At 39.6% G+C, this 18303-nt stretch carries 17 protein-coding genes; 7 read left to right on the top strand and 10 right to left on the bottom strand.

Translation table 11 applies throughout. The annotated features are described in order from the left end of the window. Window positions 1-4 precede the first annotated feature (4 nt). Both NO346_RS02960 and NO346_RS02955 read right to left on the bottom strand, forming a co-directional pair. Entirely contained in the window at window positions 5-1858 is a 1854-nt protein-coding gene (locus NO346_RS02960; RefSeq protein ID WP_087536543.1) for a ferrous iron transporter B, read from the bottom strand. Then, window positions 1855-2115, bottom strand: coding sequence for a FeoA family protein (locus NO346_RS02955; protein WP_034600743.1), 261 nt, complete (start codon window positions 2113-2115; stop codon window positions 1855-1857). The genes NO346_RS02960 and NO346_RS02955 overlap by 4 nt, the downstream gene beginning before the upstream one ends. Before the next feature lie 150 nt (window positions 2116-2265). Here NO346_RS02955 and xerD point away from each other — a divergent pair, with 150 nt between their 5' ends. The 4 genes from xerD (at window position 2266) to thrC (ending at window position 6748) form a co-directional block, all read left to right on the top strand. Continuing rightward, window positions 2266-3186: a site-specific tyrosine recombinase XerD gene (gene xerD, locus NO346_RS02950; RefSeq protein ID WP_005163144.1), complete on the top strand. Its 921-nt coding sequence runs from the start codon at window positions 2266-2268 to the stop codon at window positions 3184-3186. A gap of 119 nt (window positions 3187-3305) precedes the next feature. After that, window positions 3306-4121, top strand: a complete 816-nt coding sequence (locus NO346_RS02945; protein ID WP_005163146.1) for a DsbC family protein — start codon at window positions 3306-3308, stop codon at window positions 4119-4121. A gap of 127 nt (window positions 4122-4248) precedes the next feature. Further along, on the top strand, window positions 4249-5550 hold the full coding sequence (locus tag NO346_RS02940) for a homoserine dehydrogenase (RefSeq protein ID WP_005163149.1): 1302 nt from the start codon (window positions 4249-4251) through the stop codon (window positions 5548-5550). A 58-nt stretch (window positions 5551-5608) separates the two neighbouring features. Further along, on the top strand, window positions 5609-6748 hold the full coding sequence (gene thrC / locus NO346_RS02935; protein ID WP_256414186.1) for a threonine synthase: 1140 nt from the start codon (window positions 5609-5611) through the stop codon (window positions 6746-6748). A 71-nt stretch (window positions 6749-6819) separates the two neighbouring features. Here the strand turns inward: thrC and NO346_RS02930 are convergent, their stop codons facing one another. Both NO346_RS02930 and pbpG read right to left on the bottom strand, forming a co-directional pair. After that, complete coding sequence (locus NO346_RS02930) at window positions 6820-7590, bottom strand: hypothetical protein (RefSeq protein ID WP_256414185.1); 771 nt, start codon at window positions 7588-7590, stop codon at window positions 6820-6822. Between the two features lie 172 nt (window positions 7591-7762). Continuing rightward, window positions 7763-8830, bottom strand: coding sequence for a D-alanyl-D-alanine endopeptidase PBP7/8 (gene pbpG / locus NO346_RS02925; RefSeq protein ID WP_143225221.1), 1068 nt, complete (start codon window positions 8828-8830; stop codon window positions 7763-7765). A gap of 211 nt (window positions 8831-9041) precedes the next feature. On the opposite strand from pbpG, the gene NO346_RS02920 reads away from it, so the two are divergent. The 3 genes from NO346_RS02920 to NO346_RS02910 are packed head-to-tail and all read left to right on the top strand — an operon-like array spanning window position 9042 to window position 12709. Further along, window positions 9042-9677 (top strand): response regulator, encoded by a 636-nt coding sequence (locus NO346_RS02920; RefSeq protein WP_005163158.1) that lies wholly within the window; start codon window positions 9042-9044, stop codon window positions 9675-9677. Window positions 9678-9696: 19 nt separating this feature from the next. Then, window positions 9697-11262, top strand: coding sequence for a PAS domain-containing sensor histidine kinase (locus NO346_RS02915; RefSeq protein ID WP_256414178.1), 1566 nt, complete (start codon window positions 9697-9699; stop codon window positions 11260-11262). A 22-nt stretch (window positions 11263-11284) separates the two neighbouring features. After that, on the top strand, window positions 11285-12709 hold the full coding sequence (locus NO346_RS02910) for a sigma-54 dependent transcriptional regulator (protein ID WP_256414177.1): 1425 nt from the start codon (window positions 11285-11287) through the stop codon (window positions 12707-12709). Window positions 12710-12749: 40 nt separating this feature from the next. On the opposite strand, the gene NO346_RS02905 is transcribed toward NO346_RS02910, so the two are convergent. The 6 genes from NO346_RS02905 to lptF form a co-directional block, all read right to left on the bottom strand. After that, complete coding sequence (locus tag NO346_RS02905) at window positions 12750-13925, bottom strand: S41 family peptidase (protein WP_087545139.1); 1176 nt, start codon at window positions 13923-13925, stop codon at window positions 12750-12752. A 9-nt stretch (window positions 13926-13934) separates the two neighbouring features. After that, complete coding sequence (gene gpmI / locus NO346_RS02900; protein ID WP_256414176.1) at window positions 13935-15479, bottom strand: 2,3-bisphosphoglycerate-independent phosphoglycerate mutase; 1545 nt, start codon at window positions 15477-15479, stop codon at window positions 13935-13937. Between the two features lie 242 nt (window positions 15480-15721). Further along, entirely contained in the window at window positions 15722-15988 is a 267-nt protein-coding gene (locus NO346_RS02895) for a putative molybdenum carrier protein (protein ID WP_256414175.1), read from the bottom strand. Then, a complete protein-coding gene (locus NO346_RS02890) occupies window positions 15912-16097 on the bottom strand; it encodes a putative molybdenum carrier protein (RefSeq protein WP_256414174.1) in 186 nt (61 codons plus the stop codon). Before NO346_RS02890 ends, NO346_RS02895 begins: the two co-directional genes overlap by 77 nt. Before the next feature lie 14 nt (window positions 16098-16111). Continuing rightward, complete coding sequence (gene lptG, locus NO346_RS02885; RefSeq protein ID WP_256414173.1) at window positions 16112-17182, bottom strand: LPS export ABC transporter permease LptG; 1071 nt, start codon at window positions 17180-17182, stop codon at window positions 16112-16114. Beyond that, entirely contained in the window at window positions 17182-18282 is a 1101-nt protein-coding gene (gene lptF / locus NO346_RS02880) for an LPS export ABC transporter permease LptF (RefSeq protein ID WP_004659434.1), read from the bottom strand. Before lptF ends, lptG begins: the two co-directional genes overlap by 1 nt. Window positions 18283-18303: the final 21 nt, after the last annotated feature.

Here is an 18303-nt window from a genome sequence, read left to right as displayed (position 1 = left end):
CCTTTTAGCCCCAAATGCGTGATGCAATTTGGTAGGTGAAAAAAGACATTAGATAAGCCAAGCCAAACAAATACGTTGCCATGATTGCAACATATTTCCATGAACCCGTCTCACGGCGTACCGTTGCTAAGGTTGCCAAGCAATGCGGCGCATAGATAAACCAAACCAATAAAGATAAACCTGTAGCCAATGACCAACCTGTACCATCCATACTGATTAAATGTGATAAACCTTGTGCCACTGCATCATCATCAGCGCCAGATAAAGCATAGACCGTACCCAATGCTGCAACGACTACTTCACGTGCTGCCATCGCTGGAATCAATGCAATACAAATCTGCCAGTTGAAACCAATTGGGGCAAAAATTGGTTGTATCAAGTGACCTAACATCCCTGCAAAGCTATAATCAATTGCAGGCTGTGTCGCACCATCTGGTGCTTGCGGGAAAGTACATAGGAACCAAAGTAAAATCGAAAGAGCGAAAATAATTCCACCCACACGTTTTAAGAAGATTTTGGCGCGATCTAATAATCCAATCCCGACACTTTTTAAATCAGGAATACGATAACTTGGTAACTCAAGTAATAATGCATGTTGTGATTTATCTTTTTGTAGAAATTTCATCACAATCGAAACACACAATGCACTGACAATACCCGACATATATAAGCCAAAGAGTACCAAACCTTGCAGGTTGAAAATTCCCCATACCATTTGATTTGGAATAAATGCTGCAATTAATAAGGCATAGACGGGTAATCGTGCTGAACAAGTCATTAATGGTGCAACCATAATCGTGGTAAAACGATCACGCGGATCACTAATACTACGGGTTGCCATAATACCCGGCACTGCACACGCAAAGCTTGAAAGTAACGGAATAAACGCACGACCACTGAGGCCTGCTGTAAACATTAATTTGTCGAGCAAAAAAGCTGCGCGTGGTAAATACCCAGACTCTTCCAACACTAAAATAAAGAAGAACAGAATCAAAATTTGGGGCAAGAACACAACAACGCCACCTGCACCCGCAATAATCCCGTCAACGACTAAACTATGGAGCAAAGGCTGCGAAATATAGGTACCAAGTGTCGTACCTAACCATCCGAAAAGGCTTTCAATCCCATCCATAAATGGAGCTGCCCAAGCAAATACAGCTTGGAACACAATAAACATCATCACAGCAAGGCTTAATAAGCCCAATACAGGATGCAAAAATATTTTGTCGAGAAAATCGGTTCGCTTATCTTCCTGATCAACAAAGTTCACCACATCTTTAAAAATAATTTGGATCTTTTGATGATGCTCACCCGTTAAACCACTGAGTTCGGTATGGGGCACTGTATATTTTTGTTGATCTAATGCGTGCAGTAAGTTCTCAATACCTGAGTTACGCACAGCGACTGTCTCAACCACGGGAACGCCCAATCGCTCTGATAATTTTTGAGTATTGATTTGAATTCCACGGCGACGTGCTTCATCCATCATGTTTAACACAACAAGGATCGGACGCCCTAACTCAATAATTTCTAGCACTAATCCGAGATGAAGCTTTAAATTAGTCGCATCAACAACACATAAAAATGCATCTTGCTGCCCTTCTTCAGCAATTTTACCTTCACACACATCACGCGTGATTTCTTCATCAGGGCTTGTTGCTTGCAAACTATATGTTCCAGGCAAATCAAGTACTCGAACATTTCGACCTGAAGGCAACTGAAAATGTCCAACCTTACGCTCTACTGTGACCCCTGCATAATTGGCAACTTTCTGACGTGTTCCAGTTAAGTGATTGAATAAAGAAGTCTTACCACAGTTTGGATTTCCCACAAGGGCAACACGTAACGCATCACTCATGCAGGTGCTCCTTCAAATTGGATTTCAATTTTATCGGCTTCAGTTTTACGTAATGCAAAACGAGTAAAACCAATTTGGATTAGAATCGGATCGCCACCAAAAATACCTTTGGTAATCACTTGCACTTGTGTACCGGGCACAAAGCCCAAACTCTCTAAACGAATAGCCACAAGGTCTGGCTGTTCGGTATCATCGACTAAGCGATTCACTTTAGTAATCATCGCCGTTTGCTTGACTTTTAATGCTGACAATCGCACCGCTTCTAACCCTAAACTCTTTTCTCCAAGAGTATACAGGCAAATGAGAATAATTACCAAAAACAATCTCAATGGCATTCGCTTCTGTGACAGATCGACAACAATTCATTTTTCTTTTACAGTGCAGTTGAATGAAGGACTTTTCTGATTATGTTAAATAAAAAACCTCGTATTCCAACTGCAGTCACAATTCCAGAACATCTCAGTTTTTTACACGGTTTTCGTGATTATTTAGTGGCGCAAACCGTGAGTCCACATACACGTAATGCCTATCTATCAGATCTTATTCAATGTGCTGAGTTACATCCAAATGTGACATTAACGCAATGGTCCAGTGATGATATTGCTGATGTCTTAATTGCACTCACTAAAGCAGGCAAAAGCCCACGCTCCATTGCACGCTGCTTGTCTGCTTTACGTCAATTTTATAAATTTCTGAGAGAACAGAAACTAAGAGATGATAATCCCGTGGCAAACCATCGTTCTCCTAAAATTGGACGTGCTTTACCTAAAGATTTATCAGAACAAGATGTAGAAGCATTAATCAATGCACCCGATGTCAATACGGCGCTTGGTCTCCGTGACCGAGCAATGTTTGAAGTGTTATATGCCTGTGGCTTACGTGTATCAGAACTACTTAATTTACGTTTGGAATTGATTAATCTCAAACAGGGTTTTCTTCGTATTACAGGTAAAGGCAATAAAGAACGCCTCGTCCCTCTCGGACAACACGCTTGTGAGTGGATCGAAAAATATCTCGCCGAATCACGACCTCAGCTCTATAAAAGTAGTACGGATTATTTATTTTTGACGCAACATGGCGGCATCATGAGTCGGCAAAATTTTTGGTATGCGATTAAACGTTATGCACTACAAGCGAATATTCTCGCTGAACTATCCCCACATACCTTACGACACGCGTTTGCAACACATTTACTTAATCATGGTGCTGATTTACGTGTTGTGCAAATGTTACTTGGCCATAGTGATTTATCAACTACTCAAATTTACACGCATGTTGCTCAGCATCGGATGCAAGAACTACATAACAAATACCATCCAAGAGGATAAAACTACCTTTTATCAATCAACATGATTTCATTCACATGGCATCAGCAAGATTTAACGAACTCAATTTAAATTTTTGGTATGCTTGGGCAAGCTTATAAATACAGTATGAAAGGTTGTTTATGTTGTTTACTCGGTCTCAGTTATTCATTGCATGTGCATTAACCTCAACACTTTTGATCAGCGCTTGTTCAAAAGAAAATTCAGCACAAAAGCCTGATGCTCTGACGGCGAGTGCACCAGCCACGGGTGAAGCATCAACTTTAAATGAACGTAATGCACAACAACGTCTAGTTTCTACTTTAGAAAAACATTTTAAGACTGCGAATATTAATGCCAAAATTCTTGCCATTAAAAAAACCGAGGTTCCAAATTTATTTTGGGTGAGCTTAGAAGGCATGGGATCAGTTTATGCGACCAGTGATGGGCAATATATCATTCAAGGTGATGTCATTCGTCTTGGTGAAAAACAATTAAAAAATGTGAGTGAAGCTTTACAAGCGACTGAAAATAAAAAGCACTTAGCAGCACTCAAAACAGAAGACCTTATCGTTTACCCAGCACAAGGGGGTAAAGCGAAACACGTCATTTATGTATTCACTGATTCAAGCTGTCCTTATTGTCACAAACTACATGAACATCTTGCCGAAATTAATGCAAAAGGCATTGAAGTCCGTTACATCGCATGGCCACGTGGAGAGCAATTTATGCCAACCATGCAAGCGATTTGGTGTAGTCAAGATCGTAAAGCTGCATTCGATCAAGCTGCGCAAGGCTTACCAGTTGCATCAGCAGAATGTAAAAATCCAGTTCGTGATCAATATCAATTAGGCTTAAATATGGGCGTGAATGGCACACCTGCAATTTATAATGTTGAAGGTGTGTATTTAGGTGGATACATGACTCCAGATGAAATCATTAAACGCCTAGAAAAATAAAACCTTCTCTACACCACCTCACCACGACTCGGGCGACAGATTAAAGATGATCTTAGCCCTAGTGTCTGCGCACTTTTTTAGCTATGATCAAGCTTCATTAAAATGATTGAATAAAATGGAGTGTGACGTGAAACCAGTTCGTCTGGCGATACTCGGTCTTGGTACTGTAGGTGGTGGAGCCCTTAAATTATTACAAGAAAATGCTGCTGAAATTAAACGCCGTACCGGTCGCGAAATTCAAATTACACATGTAGGCACACGCCGTCCACGTCCAGATTTACAACTCGAAGGGATCAAACAAAGTGATGATCTCATGGACATCGTACGTCAACCTGATGTTGATGTCGTAGTCGAAGTGATGGGCGGTATTCATCCTGCCTATGAAGTTATCATGGAAGCCATCAAACATGGCAAGCAAGTTGTCACTGCCAATAAAGCACTACTTGCAGAACATGGTAATGAGTTGTTTAAAGCAGCTGAAGATAATGCTGTTCAAATCGCTTATGAAGCAGCGGTTGCTGGCGGTATTCCAATTATTAAAGTCATTCGTGAAGGTCTAGCTGCAAACCATATTCAATGGCTTGCAGGTATCATTAATGGTACAGGTAACTTCATTCTGACTGAAATGCGTGAAAAAGGTCGTGCATTTGATGATGTTCTCAAAGAAGCTCAAGAGCTTGGCTATGCTGAAGCAGATCCGACATTTGATGTTGAAGGGATTGATGCTGCACACAAACTGACGATTTTGGCATCTTGTGCGTTTGGTATTCCACTTCAATTCGATAAGGTTTATACCGAAGGCATTAGTAAAATCACAGCTCAAGATGTGAAATATGCTGAAGAACTTGGCTTCCGTATCAAACATTTGGGTATTGCACGTCGTGCAAGTAATGGTATTGAGTTACGTGTTCATCCTACACTGATTCCAGCAGAACAACTGATTGCCAATGTAAACGGTGTTAAAAATGCAGTATTGGTACAAGCACATGCCGTAGGCCCAACACTTTACTATGGTGCTGGTGCTGGTGCTGGTCCAACGGCTTCTGCAGTTGTTGCTGATGTGATTGATATCGTACGTGATATTTCTTATACCGAAGATGGTGCAGGAACGATTCCACAATTGGCATTTGAAGCACTAACGAACATGCCTATCCTGAGTCGTGAAGAAATGACGACTGGATACTACATCCGTTTAAATGCTGAAGACCAAACGGGCGTACTCGCTGATATAACCACCATCCTTAGCCGTGCTGGTATCAGCATCGATGCGATCATGCAGCAATCTCGCTTGAAAGATTTGATTCCTATCGTGATTTTGACAGACCCAATTGTTGAATCAAAAATGGATGAAGCACTTGCTCAAATTCAAGCATTACCAGCTATTCGTGGCGAAATCGTAAGAATTCGTTTAGAATCGCTCGATAGTTAATCAGGTTGAGGGAAAATGCATTCCCTCTCCCAGCTCTACCTCATATTGGAACACCATCATGTCGAATGCCAATCGTTATACTGGTCTTGTAGATCGTTATCGTGACCGTTTACCTGTGTCTGCAACTACACGTGCAATTTCTCTAGGTGAAGGAAATACTCCTCTTATTAAACTTGAGAATATTCCACGTATTATTGGCAAAAACGTTGAAATCTATGTGAAGTACGAAGGTCTTAACCCAACAGGTTCATTTAAAGACCGTGGTATGACGATGGCTGTAACAAAAGCTGTTGAAGAAGGTTCAAAAGCGATTATCTGTGCATCTACTGGAAATACTTCTGCAGCAGCAGCAGCATATGCAGCGCGTGCAGGAATTAAAGCCTTTGTTTTAATTCCTGAAGGCAAAATCGCAATGGGTAAAATGGCTCAGGCGATGATGTATGGTGCGATCACCATGCAAATCCGTGGTAACTTTGATGATGGTATGCGCCTCGTAAAAGAAGTTGCAGATCAAGCGCCTGTGACGATCGTAAACTCAATCAACCCTTACCGTTTGCAAGGTCAAAAAACGATTGCTTATGAAATTGTAGAAGCATTGGGCCGTGCACCTGACTACCATTGCTTACCAGTTGGTAATGCAGGTAATATCACGGCTCACTGGATGGGTTATACCGAAGCAGTTGCAAATCAACCTGCTGATCAATTTGAATCCGTTATCTATGATGCTGCAACAGATCAATTCACAGGCCCTAAACCAGAAGGTTTACCGACTATGGTCGGTTATCAAGCTTCTGGCGCAGCGCCATTTTTACGTGGTGCTCCAGTCGAAAGCCCAGAAACCGTTGCAACAGCTATTCGTATTGGTAATCCACAAAGCTGGAATCATGCCAAAGCAGTTGTACGCGATTCAAAAGGTTGGTTTGATGAACTTCAAGATAGCGAAATTCTTGAAGCACAACGTTTACTTTCTATGTATGAGGGCGTGTTCGTAGAACCTGCTTCAGCAGCATCTATTGGCGGTGCTATTCGTGACATTAAAGCAGGTAAAATTGCTGAAGGTTCTGTGATCGTATGTACTGTGACAGGTAACGGTTTGAAAGATCCAGATACAGCAATCAAACAATGTGCGGATGCTGTAATGTTATCCATCGATGCAACGATGGATCAAGTTAAAGATTCTATTCTTTCAAATATGTAAGAATAAATTTTTAGTAATAAAAAACCAGTTGCTTGCAACTGGTTTTTTATTGGCAACCATGGAAAGAAAAGTTATTCGTAATCATCATAACTATATTGGGCAGCTAGATCTTTCTCTATTCTTTGGATTTGTTCAATCTCAATCTCTTTAATCTCAAATAAGGGCTGTTTTAATAAAGGATTAACCGCATATAAACCCTCTTCCTCCCAACCCTGTAGAATGGTTAACGTTTGACTTTTATTATTATATTTTAACGCTTTATTATTTTTTATTAAGGCTTGCAATAATACAGGTTGTTCCGATAAATCTTCAAATGAACCTTTCAGCTCAATATCGCCATAATCGTAATCTGCAAAAATAGTTCTAACATTCGTTTTCAGTTGTTCAGGTTGATCTGCATAAGCTAAACTGGCAAAAAACTCATCATGCTCTTCCACCCATTTCTGCTGTTTGACTGACCAAAGTGCATAAAATTTAGCCTCATGTTCAAACTGAACCAGTTGAAATTTTTGCATATTTGCAAGTTGAATAAACTCAAAAGTATCTTCATCACTTAAACTTGCAGGTAAAGTATCACGAGAAACCTCACCGTCTTGATAAATGTGATCGCCTGAGCGAGAAAGAACGAAATCATCCAATTTTTTTAATAATGTTTCATCTGCATCAAATAATGATTCAACTTCATACAATGCGAAATCACGCGCCCCATTGATTTCTAATTGCTTATAAACTGCTTCTGCTTGTTGTTTATCTTCAAAGACATTGGCAATACGATTGCCTGCAACATAAAATACTTCATCGTTATAGCCAAAATACTTCTCACGAATGACATAAGTCGCCATCTTATTTCCCCAATTTTAGCTTTTTTGACATCAAAATAATTATTGATGTGTGAAATGCTAATCTAACAAAAAGTGCTCAAAATAGAAGTGATAAAGCATTTTTCACGTCATAAAATGTCGTTACGTTATATAAAAAAGCTCCTCATATGAGGAGCTTTACGTTCGTAAGTAATTAAATTCTTTTCGGTAAAGTACTCAGCCAAGTTAATAAGTTGGTTGCATCATTGGTACGTGCTTGAGAAGTTGAAGCTCCCAATAGCACGACTACAGCAGGACGTGAATTAACAGTTGCATGCATGACCACACAGCGCCCAGCCTCACCGATATATCCTGTTTTAGATAGATTAATATTCCAACCACCATTACGCACTAAGGCATTGGTATTATTTGACTTAAGCACACGATAACCTAAATTAAAATCATAAGTTGGCGTGGTAGAAAATTGACGAATCAAGCCATATTGAGAAGCAGCACTCACCAAAATACCAAGATCACGTGCGGAAGAAACGTTATGAGGATCTAAACCTGTTGATTCTGCATAACGGGTTGAGGTCATTCCTAATTGTTTTGCTTTTGCATTCATTGCAGCAATAAATGCTGAACGTCCGCTTGGGTAAGTTCTCGCTAATGCTGCCGCAGCAGGATTTTCTGATTTCATCAAAGCGAATAACAAAAGTTCCGCTCGATTCATGGTATCGCCTACTTTCAAGGTCGAACTTGAATTCTTTCCACCTGCACCCGCAAAGTCAATTTGCTGTAGCGTAATTTCTTCCGACATATTCAGCCGTGCATCTGCGGTAATCACAGCCGTCATCAATTTGGTAATTGAGGCAATCGGTACCGACATATTACTGTTTTTACTAAACAGTACTTCGCCCGTTTGTGCATCCATCACCAAGGCTGCACGTGCATTTACAGCGGGTTGGCTACTGAAATGAGAGGTATCTCGAATCTGTATGCTTTTTTGTGGCGTTGCAGATGAACTAATACTTGCAGAACCACCACTTCGTAAAGTGGTTGTAACCGAAGTTGAACCTTGCGGGCTGATCTCTAATGAATCATCATCTTGCATCAATTGGCTTGCATCACTTGCAGACCAATTTAACGAAGCTGAAGAACTATTCGCACTTGTAGAGGCTGGATTGTTGTTTACAACCAGCTCAGCATAACTTGTTGAACTAAGCGCCAACAAAATAGACATGCTCAAGGCATGCATGATAGATTTTTTAGAATTTTTCACGACACAATACTCAACTCAGGACGCTGCACATTTGCGCTTAATAACATTATGCCTTACATTTGAACAAATCGGGTAAAGCTTTTATAGACACAATTGTGTACAACTATTCTCTAAACATGGAGAATAGGATTGCTAATTTTGTCGTTTGATTGCAAGCTCATTTTTCTTTATGTAACAAAAAAATCGTTTTTTTGAAAAAAAGGAGGTCTTCTTGATCACTGTTCTCGTTGTTGATGATCATGAACTCGTACGTACAGGCATTTGTCGTATGTTGGAAGACCACCCAGATGTAGAAGTCATTGGACAGGCTGAATCTGGAGAAGAAGCGATTGCTTTAGTTCGATTAAAGCATCCTCAGGTTGTACTATTAGATGTCAATATGCCAGGAATTGGTGGCGTAGAAACAACACGTCGCCTTTTACAAACAGCACCTGAGACTAAAGTGATTGCTGTCAGTGGTTTAGCGGAAGAACCTTATCCATCGTTGTTATTAAAAGCAGGTGCAAAAGGCTATATCACAAAAGGCGCGCCTATTTCAGAAATGGTACGTGCAATCAATAAAGTGATGCAAGGTGGTAAATATTTCAGTGCAGATATTGCTGAACAGCTTGCGAGTTCTTATCTTTCAGATACGCAACAATCACCTTTTGACGCACTTTCTGAGCGTGAAATGCAAGTCGCAATGATGGTGGTTAATTGTATTAGTGCTCAAGAAATCGCCGACAAATTATTTGTTAGTGTTAAAACCGTAAATACTTATCGTTACCGCATTTTCGAAAAACTAGCAATTGATAGTGATGTAAAGTTAACCCATCTCGCCATCCGTTATGGACTCATTAAACCTTAATCATATTAAGTGATCGCTTATGTTGGGAAAAATTGCGTCATCAGTGTCCCAAACCGTTTATCGGCTCGGAATTTGGTATAGTGGATATCGACTGATTATTTCAATCAGTCTAATCCTTATTTACTTACTTACCGCAGAGCAACTTGCTACCAATTATGATTATCCGTTTTTATATTTTTACACTCTGATTTGTTATATCTGCTTTAATATTGTTCAGCTTTTTTTACTAAAAATAGTGCCATTACAAATCAGCAAACAGCTCATTTTTATTTTTATTATAGACGTGATCTGTTTAAGTGTGATTACCTTTTCAGCAGGTGGTCCAAACTTACAATTAAGCTTATTGTACGTCATTATTATTTTCTCCTCAGCAATTCTCCTAAATGCTCATCTTTCACTGATTGTGACGCTTTTTGCCGTTATTATGGTGGTTTATCAACGTTTTCTTGGTAACTTTTTTGATTATACCAATCTGAATAATCTTGGTAATAGCGCATTACTTGCATTCTTATTTTTTGTAGTACACGCAATTGGTCGTATTGCCGTTCAACGCTTTAAGATTTTAGAAACACTCACTTTTCATCAGTCGATTGAAATTCATCAGCTGCAAAATATTAACCGCTATATTTTGGAGCAAATCGAAGATGGTTACTTGGTTTTAGATACCAGTAACCATATTGTACTGAGTAACCCAGCCGCTAATAGATTATTAGGCATTCATATTCCTGTTTCTCCTGAAAAAACACCATTACTCAAATGGCAACCTGACTTATTCGAGTTAATTAAATTTAGTGACTTAGAAGATGGTGAGGAATTTAGTTTTGAATCACAACAAAGTCCTTACACAATCAATATCCGTGTTAAACACCTAATCGTCCCCGAACAATCATTAATTTTACTTATCTTGAAAGATGCACAAAAACTCACGCAGCAAGTTCAACAATTAAAACTCGCCGCGCTCGGTCAACTCTCTGCAAGTATTGCACATGAAATTCGTAACCCTTTAGCAGCGATTGTACAGGCCAATGAATTATTTAAAGAAAGTGACAGTCATCAACAAGAAATGCTCTGTCGTATGATTAGCAAACAAGCTAGACGTATTGATAATATTGTGCAAGATACATTAGGCATGGCGCGCAACAAACCAACTGAGCCACAAGTCATTCAACTTGCTGATTTTTTTGAGAGCCTATTGAATGAAGATCTAGTCGATGCGAAACATATGATTAAACTCAATCTTACAGAACGCATTCATATTCTTTTTGATGAGAAACAATTACGCCAAGTTCTAATTAACCTGATTCGAAATGCTCTGCGGCACAATGCAGCTGATGCTGAATTTATTGAAGTGAATGTAGACTTAAAAGATGGCAGAACATGTATTGATGTGATTGATTTTGGTACGGGTGTCGCAAAACGAGATATTTCTCAGCTATTCAAACCATTTTTTAGTACCGAAATTAAAGGAACTGGTTTAGGATTGTATTTGTCTCACACCTTTTGTGAGGCAAATCATGCAAAGCTCACTTACGTAGAGCGACAACAAGGAGCATGTTTCAGGATTGAATGCTCAAAAATTCATTGATTAGATTAGGTTTTTCGGGGAAATGGCAATTAAACAACCACTCGTCTTACTCGTAGACGATGAAGAAGACTTATGTCTTTTAATGCAAATGACGCTCGCACGAATGGGCATTAAAACTCATCTTGCCTATCGCCTAGAGCAAGCAAAAAAATTCTTTACCGAGTTTCAGTACGATGCCTGTTTAACAGATTTGAATCTCCCAGATGGCAATGGTCTGGACTTGGTTAAACATGTCACACAAAACTATCCCAACACACCGATTGCAGTATTAACAGCATATGGCAATATGGATATTGCAATTGCTGCATTAAAAGCAGGTGCTTTTGATTTTGTCAGTAAACCTGTCAATCAAACTCATTTAGATCAATTGATTCAAAAAGCATTGAATCGACCACAGCCTGAACAAGAAGCTGCTGAAAGCGCATTAGAAAATAAACTGCTCATTGGTCGATCTACGCCCATTCAGCAATTACGGATTGCTTTAAAGAAAATTGCTCGATCTCAAGCCCCTGTCTTTATTACCGGTGAATCAGGGACAGGAAAAGAAGTTGTTGCCAATTTAGTTCATCGTCTGAGTAACCGTAGTGAAGGACCTTTTATTGCGATCAACTGTGGTGCTATTCCAACAGAGTTAATGGAAAGTGAACTATTTGGTCATAAAAAAGGCAGCTTTACAGGCGCAACCCAAGACAAACAAGGTTTAATTCTTTCCGCACATGGTGGTAGTTTATTCTTAGATGAGATCGCTGAATTACCCTTAAGTATGCAGGTAAAACTGCTTCGTGCTGTGCAAGAAAAGAAAATTCGCCCTGTCGGCTCAGATCAAGAAATTGATGTTGATTTCCGGGTCATCAGTGCGAGTCATCAAGATCTTGAATTACTAGTACAACAAGGTCGTTTCAGACAAGATTTATTCTTCCGCATTCACGTCATGGATATTGTATTACCTCCTTTACGTGAACGTGGGCAAGATATCTTATTGTTAGCAAATCACTTTATTCAGAAAATCAGTCAAGAATGGGAAGTCTCTGTCAAAACCCTTTCTTCTCGTGCTGAACAATTCTTATTGCAACAATATTTTCCAGGTAATGTACGCGAGCTTCGAAATATTATTGAACGTGCAATTACGCTCAGTGATGATGAAACCATTGATCTAGCTCATCTACAAACAGCTCCTCTACGTAGCCCTATTGCAACGCCAACAGTCTCATTTTCAACACAAGATGAAAATGATCATGCGGTAAGCACTAGCCCTATGGGTTCTAAAAAGCTACCATCTGAAGGACTGGAGCTCTATTTAGAAAATATTGAAAAAGAGATTCTTCTCAATGCACTGAATTTAACCCATTGGAACCGAACGTTAGCAGCAAAGAAATTAGGAATGACTTTCCGTTCTTTACGTTATCGTTTGAAAAAATTTGGTTTGGATACAGAAGATGATGAATAGTCTTAAAAATAAAGCCCCTAAATAGGGGCTTTATTTTTAATTAAATTTTACTTTTTAGAACCAAATCTGTGACGTGTTCCAAATAACCATCTTCTTTCATTTCAGGTAACAACGGATAACTTTGATTTGGTTGAATCCCTTGACCTTCAATCATGTTCCCATTGGGTGTGTAATAATGTGAGACCGTCATTTGCAGTGCTGCACCACTCGGTAATGGAAATAATTTCTGTACCACACCTTTTCCATAGCTATTTTCACCTACAACCCACGCACGTTTATGTTCTTTTAATGCTGCGGTGAATACTTCAGCTGCCGAGGCTGAACGATGGTTGATTAAGATACCTAATTTTATATTTTGAAATTCATTTGAGGGTAAAGCCTGAAATTGTTGATCTCCTTCTGAACGACTTTTTGTCGTCACAATTAATCCTTGATTCAAGAATAAATCTGTTGATTCAACAGCAGCCGACAATAAACCTCCTGGATTATTACGCAGGTCAAGAACGACAGCCTTGAGTTTAGTTGTACTATATTCTTCGATTAAACGTTTAATTTCATTCGCTGTATCTTGTTGAAACACTCTAATTTTAAGTACAAGCACCTGATTATGTAGTAAAACAGGTTCAATATCTGTCTCAACCTTTTTATTTCGAACCAAAATCACCGTACTATTATTATTTTCTGGTTGTATTTGTACGGTACTGCCTATCGAGCCATACAGCAGACCTTGTACTTGATCCTGATTTAAACTCTTTAATTCTTGATTATCGACTTTGAGTATGGCTTGTCCATTACGTAAACCCAACTTACTAGAATCAGATCCTGATTTTAGGTCTTGAATTTGCCATAAACGAGTATGAGCATCGTAATTTAAATTGAAATCAACAGAAGCCAGATCACCTTCAGTGTATTGAATAAGCTGGCGGTATTCTTCGGCGGATAAATAACGAGAATAACGATCTAAACCACTCACCAACCCTTTGATTGCTTGCTGAAAAAGTGCATCGTCTGTTTTTTTATCAACGTAGTTATCTTTCACAATCCCATAAATCTGTACAAATTGCTGAATAGATTCAAGTGGCACTTCAGCATTTCGACTTGTAGTCTCTTCCCCCCATCCTGAGGCATGTGTAATAGGTGCAGATAACGTATGTGATCCCCAACACATCAACAAACTCGCAAACAATCCTCGATAAATGTTGTTGTGTTGGGTCATAAGTTCACCTTATTTTAAAGTAATTAAATTCTTGCCTTGCATGTCGGAAGGTACTGGAATATTCATCAAATGAAGCAATGTTGGTGCAACATCAGCCAATACACCACCCTCTGCAATCGTTGCTTGAGTTGGGCCCACATAAATAAATGGCACCAATTCAGTGGTATGTTGTGTATGAACTTGTCCACTGTCGTAGTCTTGCATTTGCTCTACATTACCATGATCCGCTGTAATTAACATATGACCTTTGTTTGCCATTACTGCTTCATAGACACGACCTAAACACGTATCAACAGTTTCAACCGCTTTCACTGCTGCATCAAATACACCAGTATGTCCGACCATGTCACCATTGGCATAATTGACAACCAGAAGGTCAAACTCACCCGAATTAATAGCATTTACTAACTCATCAGTGACTTCATAAGCACTCATTTCTGGTTTTAGATCATAGGTTGCGACATTCGGAGAAGGAATCAAAATACGTTTCTCTCCTAGATATTCATCTTCACGACCACCGCTGAAAAAGAATGTCACATGCGCATATTTCTCTGTTTCAGCAATACGCAATTGGGTTTTGCCCAAACCAGATAAATATTCACCGATGGAATTTTTAAGCTCTTCTGGCATGTATGCAACTGGTGCATCAATACTTGCCTGATAGCGTGTTAGCATCACAAATTTAGATAAACTTGGAGCGACTTTACGCGTAAACCCAGTAAAATCTTTCTCAACAAAGGCACGGGTGATTTCACGCGCACGATCAGCACGGAAGTTCATGAAAACCACACTATCGCCATCTTGGATTTTGGCAATTTCACCAATACGTGTTGCTTGAACAAACTCATCATTTTCTTCTGCTGCATAGGCTTGCTCTAAACCTTCTACAGCTGAGTTTACAACACGGACTGCCTCGCCTTCTGTCATTAAACGATAAGCGAGTTCAACACGATTCCAGCGGTTATCACGATCCATTGCAAAATAACGACCAATCATCGAAACGATACGACCTTGATTTGGATACTGAGCAAATAAAGCATCGAATTTTTCTAATGAAGGCTTTGCGCTACGTGGAGGGGTATCACGACCATCAAGGAAAGCGTGTAGATATACTGTTGCGCCACGTTTTAATGCCAGCTCACACATCGCCACAATATGATCTTCATGCGAATGCACTCCACCTTGTGACAATAACCCCATGACATGAACGGCGCCATTTGCTGCTTTGGCTTTTTCAACCGCATCAACTAACACTTCATGCTCAAAAAAAGCACCTGTTCGAATATCTTTAGTAATCCGTGTAAAGTCCTGATATAAAACACGACCTGCACCTAAGTTCATATGACCCACTTCAGAGTTACCCATTTGTCCATCAGGTAGGCCTACATCTTCACCAGAACCTGAAATCAAACTATTTGGATGCTTTGCTTTCATCGCAGTCAGATTTGGTGTTTTTGCTGCTAAATATGCATTATCCTCAACTGCTTCACGATGTCCTACACCATCCATAATTACAAGAACGTGAGGAATTTTGCCAGCATTTGCATCCGTCATAATGGACTCTCTGTTTGTCTATCATTTGATCGGCGTATTTTACCCAAATTTACTGTAATTCTCTATGGCGTTACTGATGGCTTTCATCAATCAAAAGCATCGGGAGTCATCTTTATATTCAAGTTTGGGGCTGATCTTGATTCATTATTTTATTGAGCATCTGCGTGATGACGTGTTGGGTATAACTATGTGCCTGAGGCAAACTTGCCCCTTTGGAACCTGCGACATTTAAAGCGGTAATATTATTCTGATGACAAAATAAATAGATAGATCCGCTCTGCTGCTCGCTCAATCGAAACCTCATTTCCATCAATCAGCAAATATGCTTTGGACTGCTTGATACATTCTAATAAGGTAAGCTCTGTACCACCTTTGGGATAAATATAATCGAAATAGATAATGACTGTTGCATCACTATCTCGAACATTCTGCTTAGTCCGCTTTCGATAGCCACTCTCTGCTAAAATAATTAAAGGATACTTGTCTGGAATTCTTCCATCTTCTGCCATTCGATCCTCGGGACACCAACCACCACACGGTACTCCTAAAATCTAATGCGGCATCTAAAGCAATTCTATCAACTCCAGTTTGCCCACCAGATATAATTTTAATGTGCATAGAAATCTAATTTTCTACCTTGCTCGATATAATAAATAGCTACCCATTATGAACATCAATACCACTGGTAATAATACGAACCAAGCAGGTGACGGTGCATAAACTAAGCTTGCATAACCTAAAAAGTCTTGTAAATAAAAGAACCCTAACCCAGTGAAAAGTGCGATAACCAAGCGAAAACCCATCGACTGCTGACGCAATGGACCAAAAATAAATGAGCAGGCAATAAGAACCAACGTAATCAGTGCAAATGGAGACGTGACTTTTTTCCAAAAGGCTAACTCATAGGTCTTTGGAACTTGGCTATATTCTGATAAATACTGCATAAAACTAACCAATTGACTTGGAGATAAATCATCTGGGTCCAAAGTCACCATATGTACATATTTAGGTTGTAAAGCCAATCCTAATGCTTGTTGCTCGTGATCCGTTTTAATCGCATTCCCTTGAGCAAGTAAATCAACCTGATGTGATTCTTTTAAAGTCCATTGCCCATCTTTGACAAACTGCCCTTGCTCTGCAATGACAAAGGACTGCAATCGATAGTTCTGATCAAAATCAATCGCTTGAATATTACGTAATTGACCTTGGGAATTCGCATAATCGATATAGATAAAACGCTGCCCCTCACGTGACCAATAACCTTTTACCTCACCCAGTGCAGCAACACTACGTTGGCTTTTTATACTTTGTGCTTTTTCATTGGTATAAGGAATCACCCATTCACTCAATACAAAAGACAATACAATTAAAAGTAAAGCTGAGCGCATTACCCAACCCACTATACGCCACAAACTGATACCAACCGAACGCATGACGATCAGTTCACTATTCGATGCGAGTGCGCCTAAGCCTAAGACAGAACCTATCAGTGCTGCCACAGGTAAAATTTCATATAAATAATTCGGTGCACCCCATATCACATATAGGAAAGCTTGCCATGCATTATAAGTGGGTTTCAGCGAGCCTAATTCACCTAAGTAAGTGAATAATATTTGTAAAAAAGATAACACGAGCGTTGTGCCCAGCATTGCAAGGACTGTAGTTTTTGTCACATGTTTGGCGACTATTCGACGTGCTAACATTACAACCCCACTCGCTGAATACTTTTCTTAAGTTTTGGTGCTAACTTTTGTTTCCGTGCAAAAATTGCCGCCGCAATGGCATAAATCATTAATGCGACAGGATAAGCCCAGATGTCTAATTCACCTTTACTAATTCGTGTCTGAATTGCGATCATTAATACAATAAGGCTAGCAAAAATAAATATAGATGGAATAAGACGATAATATCGACCTTGACGTGGACTTACTTCAGATAACGCAACCGCAAGCATCAATCCAACAATAATCACAAATGGACCAAAGATACGCCAACCAAGCTCGCTGCGAATAACAGGGTCATCACGTCTTTCCCATAGCTTAGACATCGATAAAGCTTCAACATCATCGCTTTCAAACTTAACGTCTTTATCATTCTCTAAACGTAAGCGATAAGATTGAAATTCTGCTTGGGTATAGCGCGGCTGATTCGGATAAATTTCGTAACGGCGACCTTGAACCAAATCAACGACATTCGCTGTATCATTTGCCATTTCGACACGTGTCGCTTCTTTGGCTAAAATCATGACATCTGGTTTATCTTCACGATCAGCTTTCTGATAATAAAAAATATCTTTTAAATTTTTTCGATCTTCAGAAAGTGAACCTGCGTAAATGGTATAAGGACCTGAAGAAATAAATTCTTTAGGTCGGACCAAATCAAAACCTGCTCGCACTGCTTGTGTTTGCATCAAGCTTTCGTAAGCACGAATTCCAGATGATGAACCCCAAAACATTAATATTGCTTGGACGATCAAAAAAACAAATGTCATCGGCAATAAAAGTTTGGCCAATTGATTACGGCTAACACCACTACCATTTAAAACCGCCATTTCATGGTCAACATATAGACGACCAAAAACCAGCATGAGTCCAATGAAGAAACCCAATGGCAAAATTAAAGTTAGAAACTCTGGCAAACGATAAGCAATTATACTCAGCAACACACTAGCGTCTAAACGCCCCTGTGCAGCTCGCCCAAAAATCTTGATTAACTGCCCACCCATAATAATTAAAGTGAGCAAAGCAGTCACAACCAAAGAGGTGGAGACCACTTGTTTGACGAGATAACGCCGAATAATCAAAGTAATGCTTCCAAAAATAGA

It is taken from the genome of Acinetobacter sp. 5862 (assembly GCF_024494585.1).
Classification (GTDB): Bacteria; Pseudomonadota; Gammaproteobacteria; order Pseudomonadales; family Moraxellaceae; genus Acinetobacter.
This window is presented reverse-complemented; position numbering and strand designations above follow the sequence as displayed.

Bases quoted from the DNA above. Each gene is read 5' to 3' on its own strand.
- NO346_RS02960 (WP_087536543.1), bottom strand. From the start codon at position 1,858: ATGAGTGATGCGTTACGTGTTGCCCTTGTGGGAAATCCAAACTGTGGT.
- xerD (WP_005163144.1), top strand. From the start codon at position 2,266: ATGTTAAATAAAAAACCTCGTATTCCAACTGCAGTCACAATTCCAGAA.
- NO346_RS02945 (WP_005163146.1), top strand. From the start codon at position 3,306: ATGTTGTTTACTCGGTCTCAGTTATTCATTGCATGTGCATTAACCTCA.
- thrC (WP_256414186.1), top strand. From the start codon at position 5,609: ATGTCGAATGCCAATCGTTATACTGGTCTTGTAGATCGTTATCGTGAC.
- NO346_RS02930 (WP_256414185.1), bottom strand. From the start codon at position 7,590: ATGGCGACTTATGTCATTCGTGAGAAGTATTTTGGCTATAACGATGAA.
- NO346_RS02915 (WP_256414178.1), top strand. From the start codon at position 9,697: ATGTTGGGAAAAATTGCGTCATCAGTGTCCCAAACCGTTTATCGGCTC.
- NO346_RS02910 (WP_256414177.1), top strand. From the start codon at position 11,285: ATGGCAATTAAACAACCACTCGTCTTACTCGTAGACGATGAAGAAGAC.
- NO346_RS02905 (WP_087545139.1), bottom strand. From the start codon at position 13,925: ATGACCCAACACAACAACATTTATCGAGGATTGTTTGCGAGTTTGTTG.
- gpmI (WP_256414176.1), bottom strand. From the start codon at position 15,479: ATGACGGATGCAAATGCTGGCAAAATTCCTCACGTTCTTGTAATTATG.
- NO346_RS02895 (WP_256414175.1), bottom strand. From the start codon at position 15,988: ATGGCAGAAGATGGAAGAATTCCAGACAAGTATCCTTTAATTATTTTA.
- NO346_RS02890 (WP_256414174.1), bottom strand. From the start codon at position 16,097: ATGCACATTAAAATTATATCTGGTGGGCAAACTGGAGTTGATAGAATT.
- lptG (WP_256414173.1), bottom strand. From the start codon at position 17,182: ATGTTAGCACGTCGAATAGTCGCCAAACATGTGACAAAAACTACAGTC.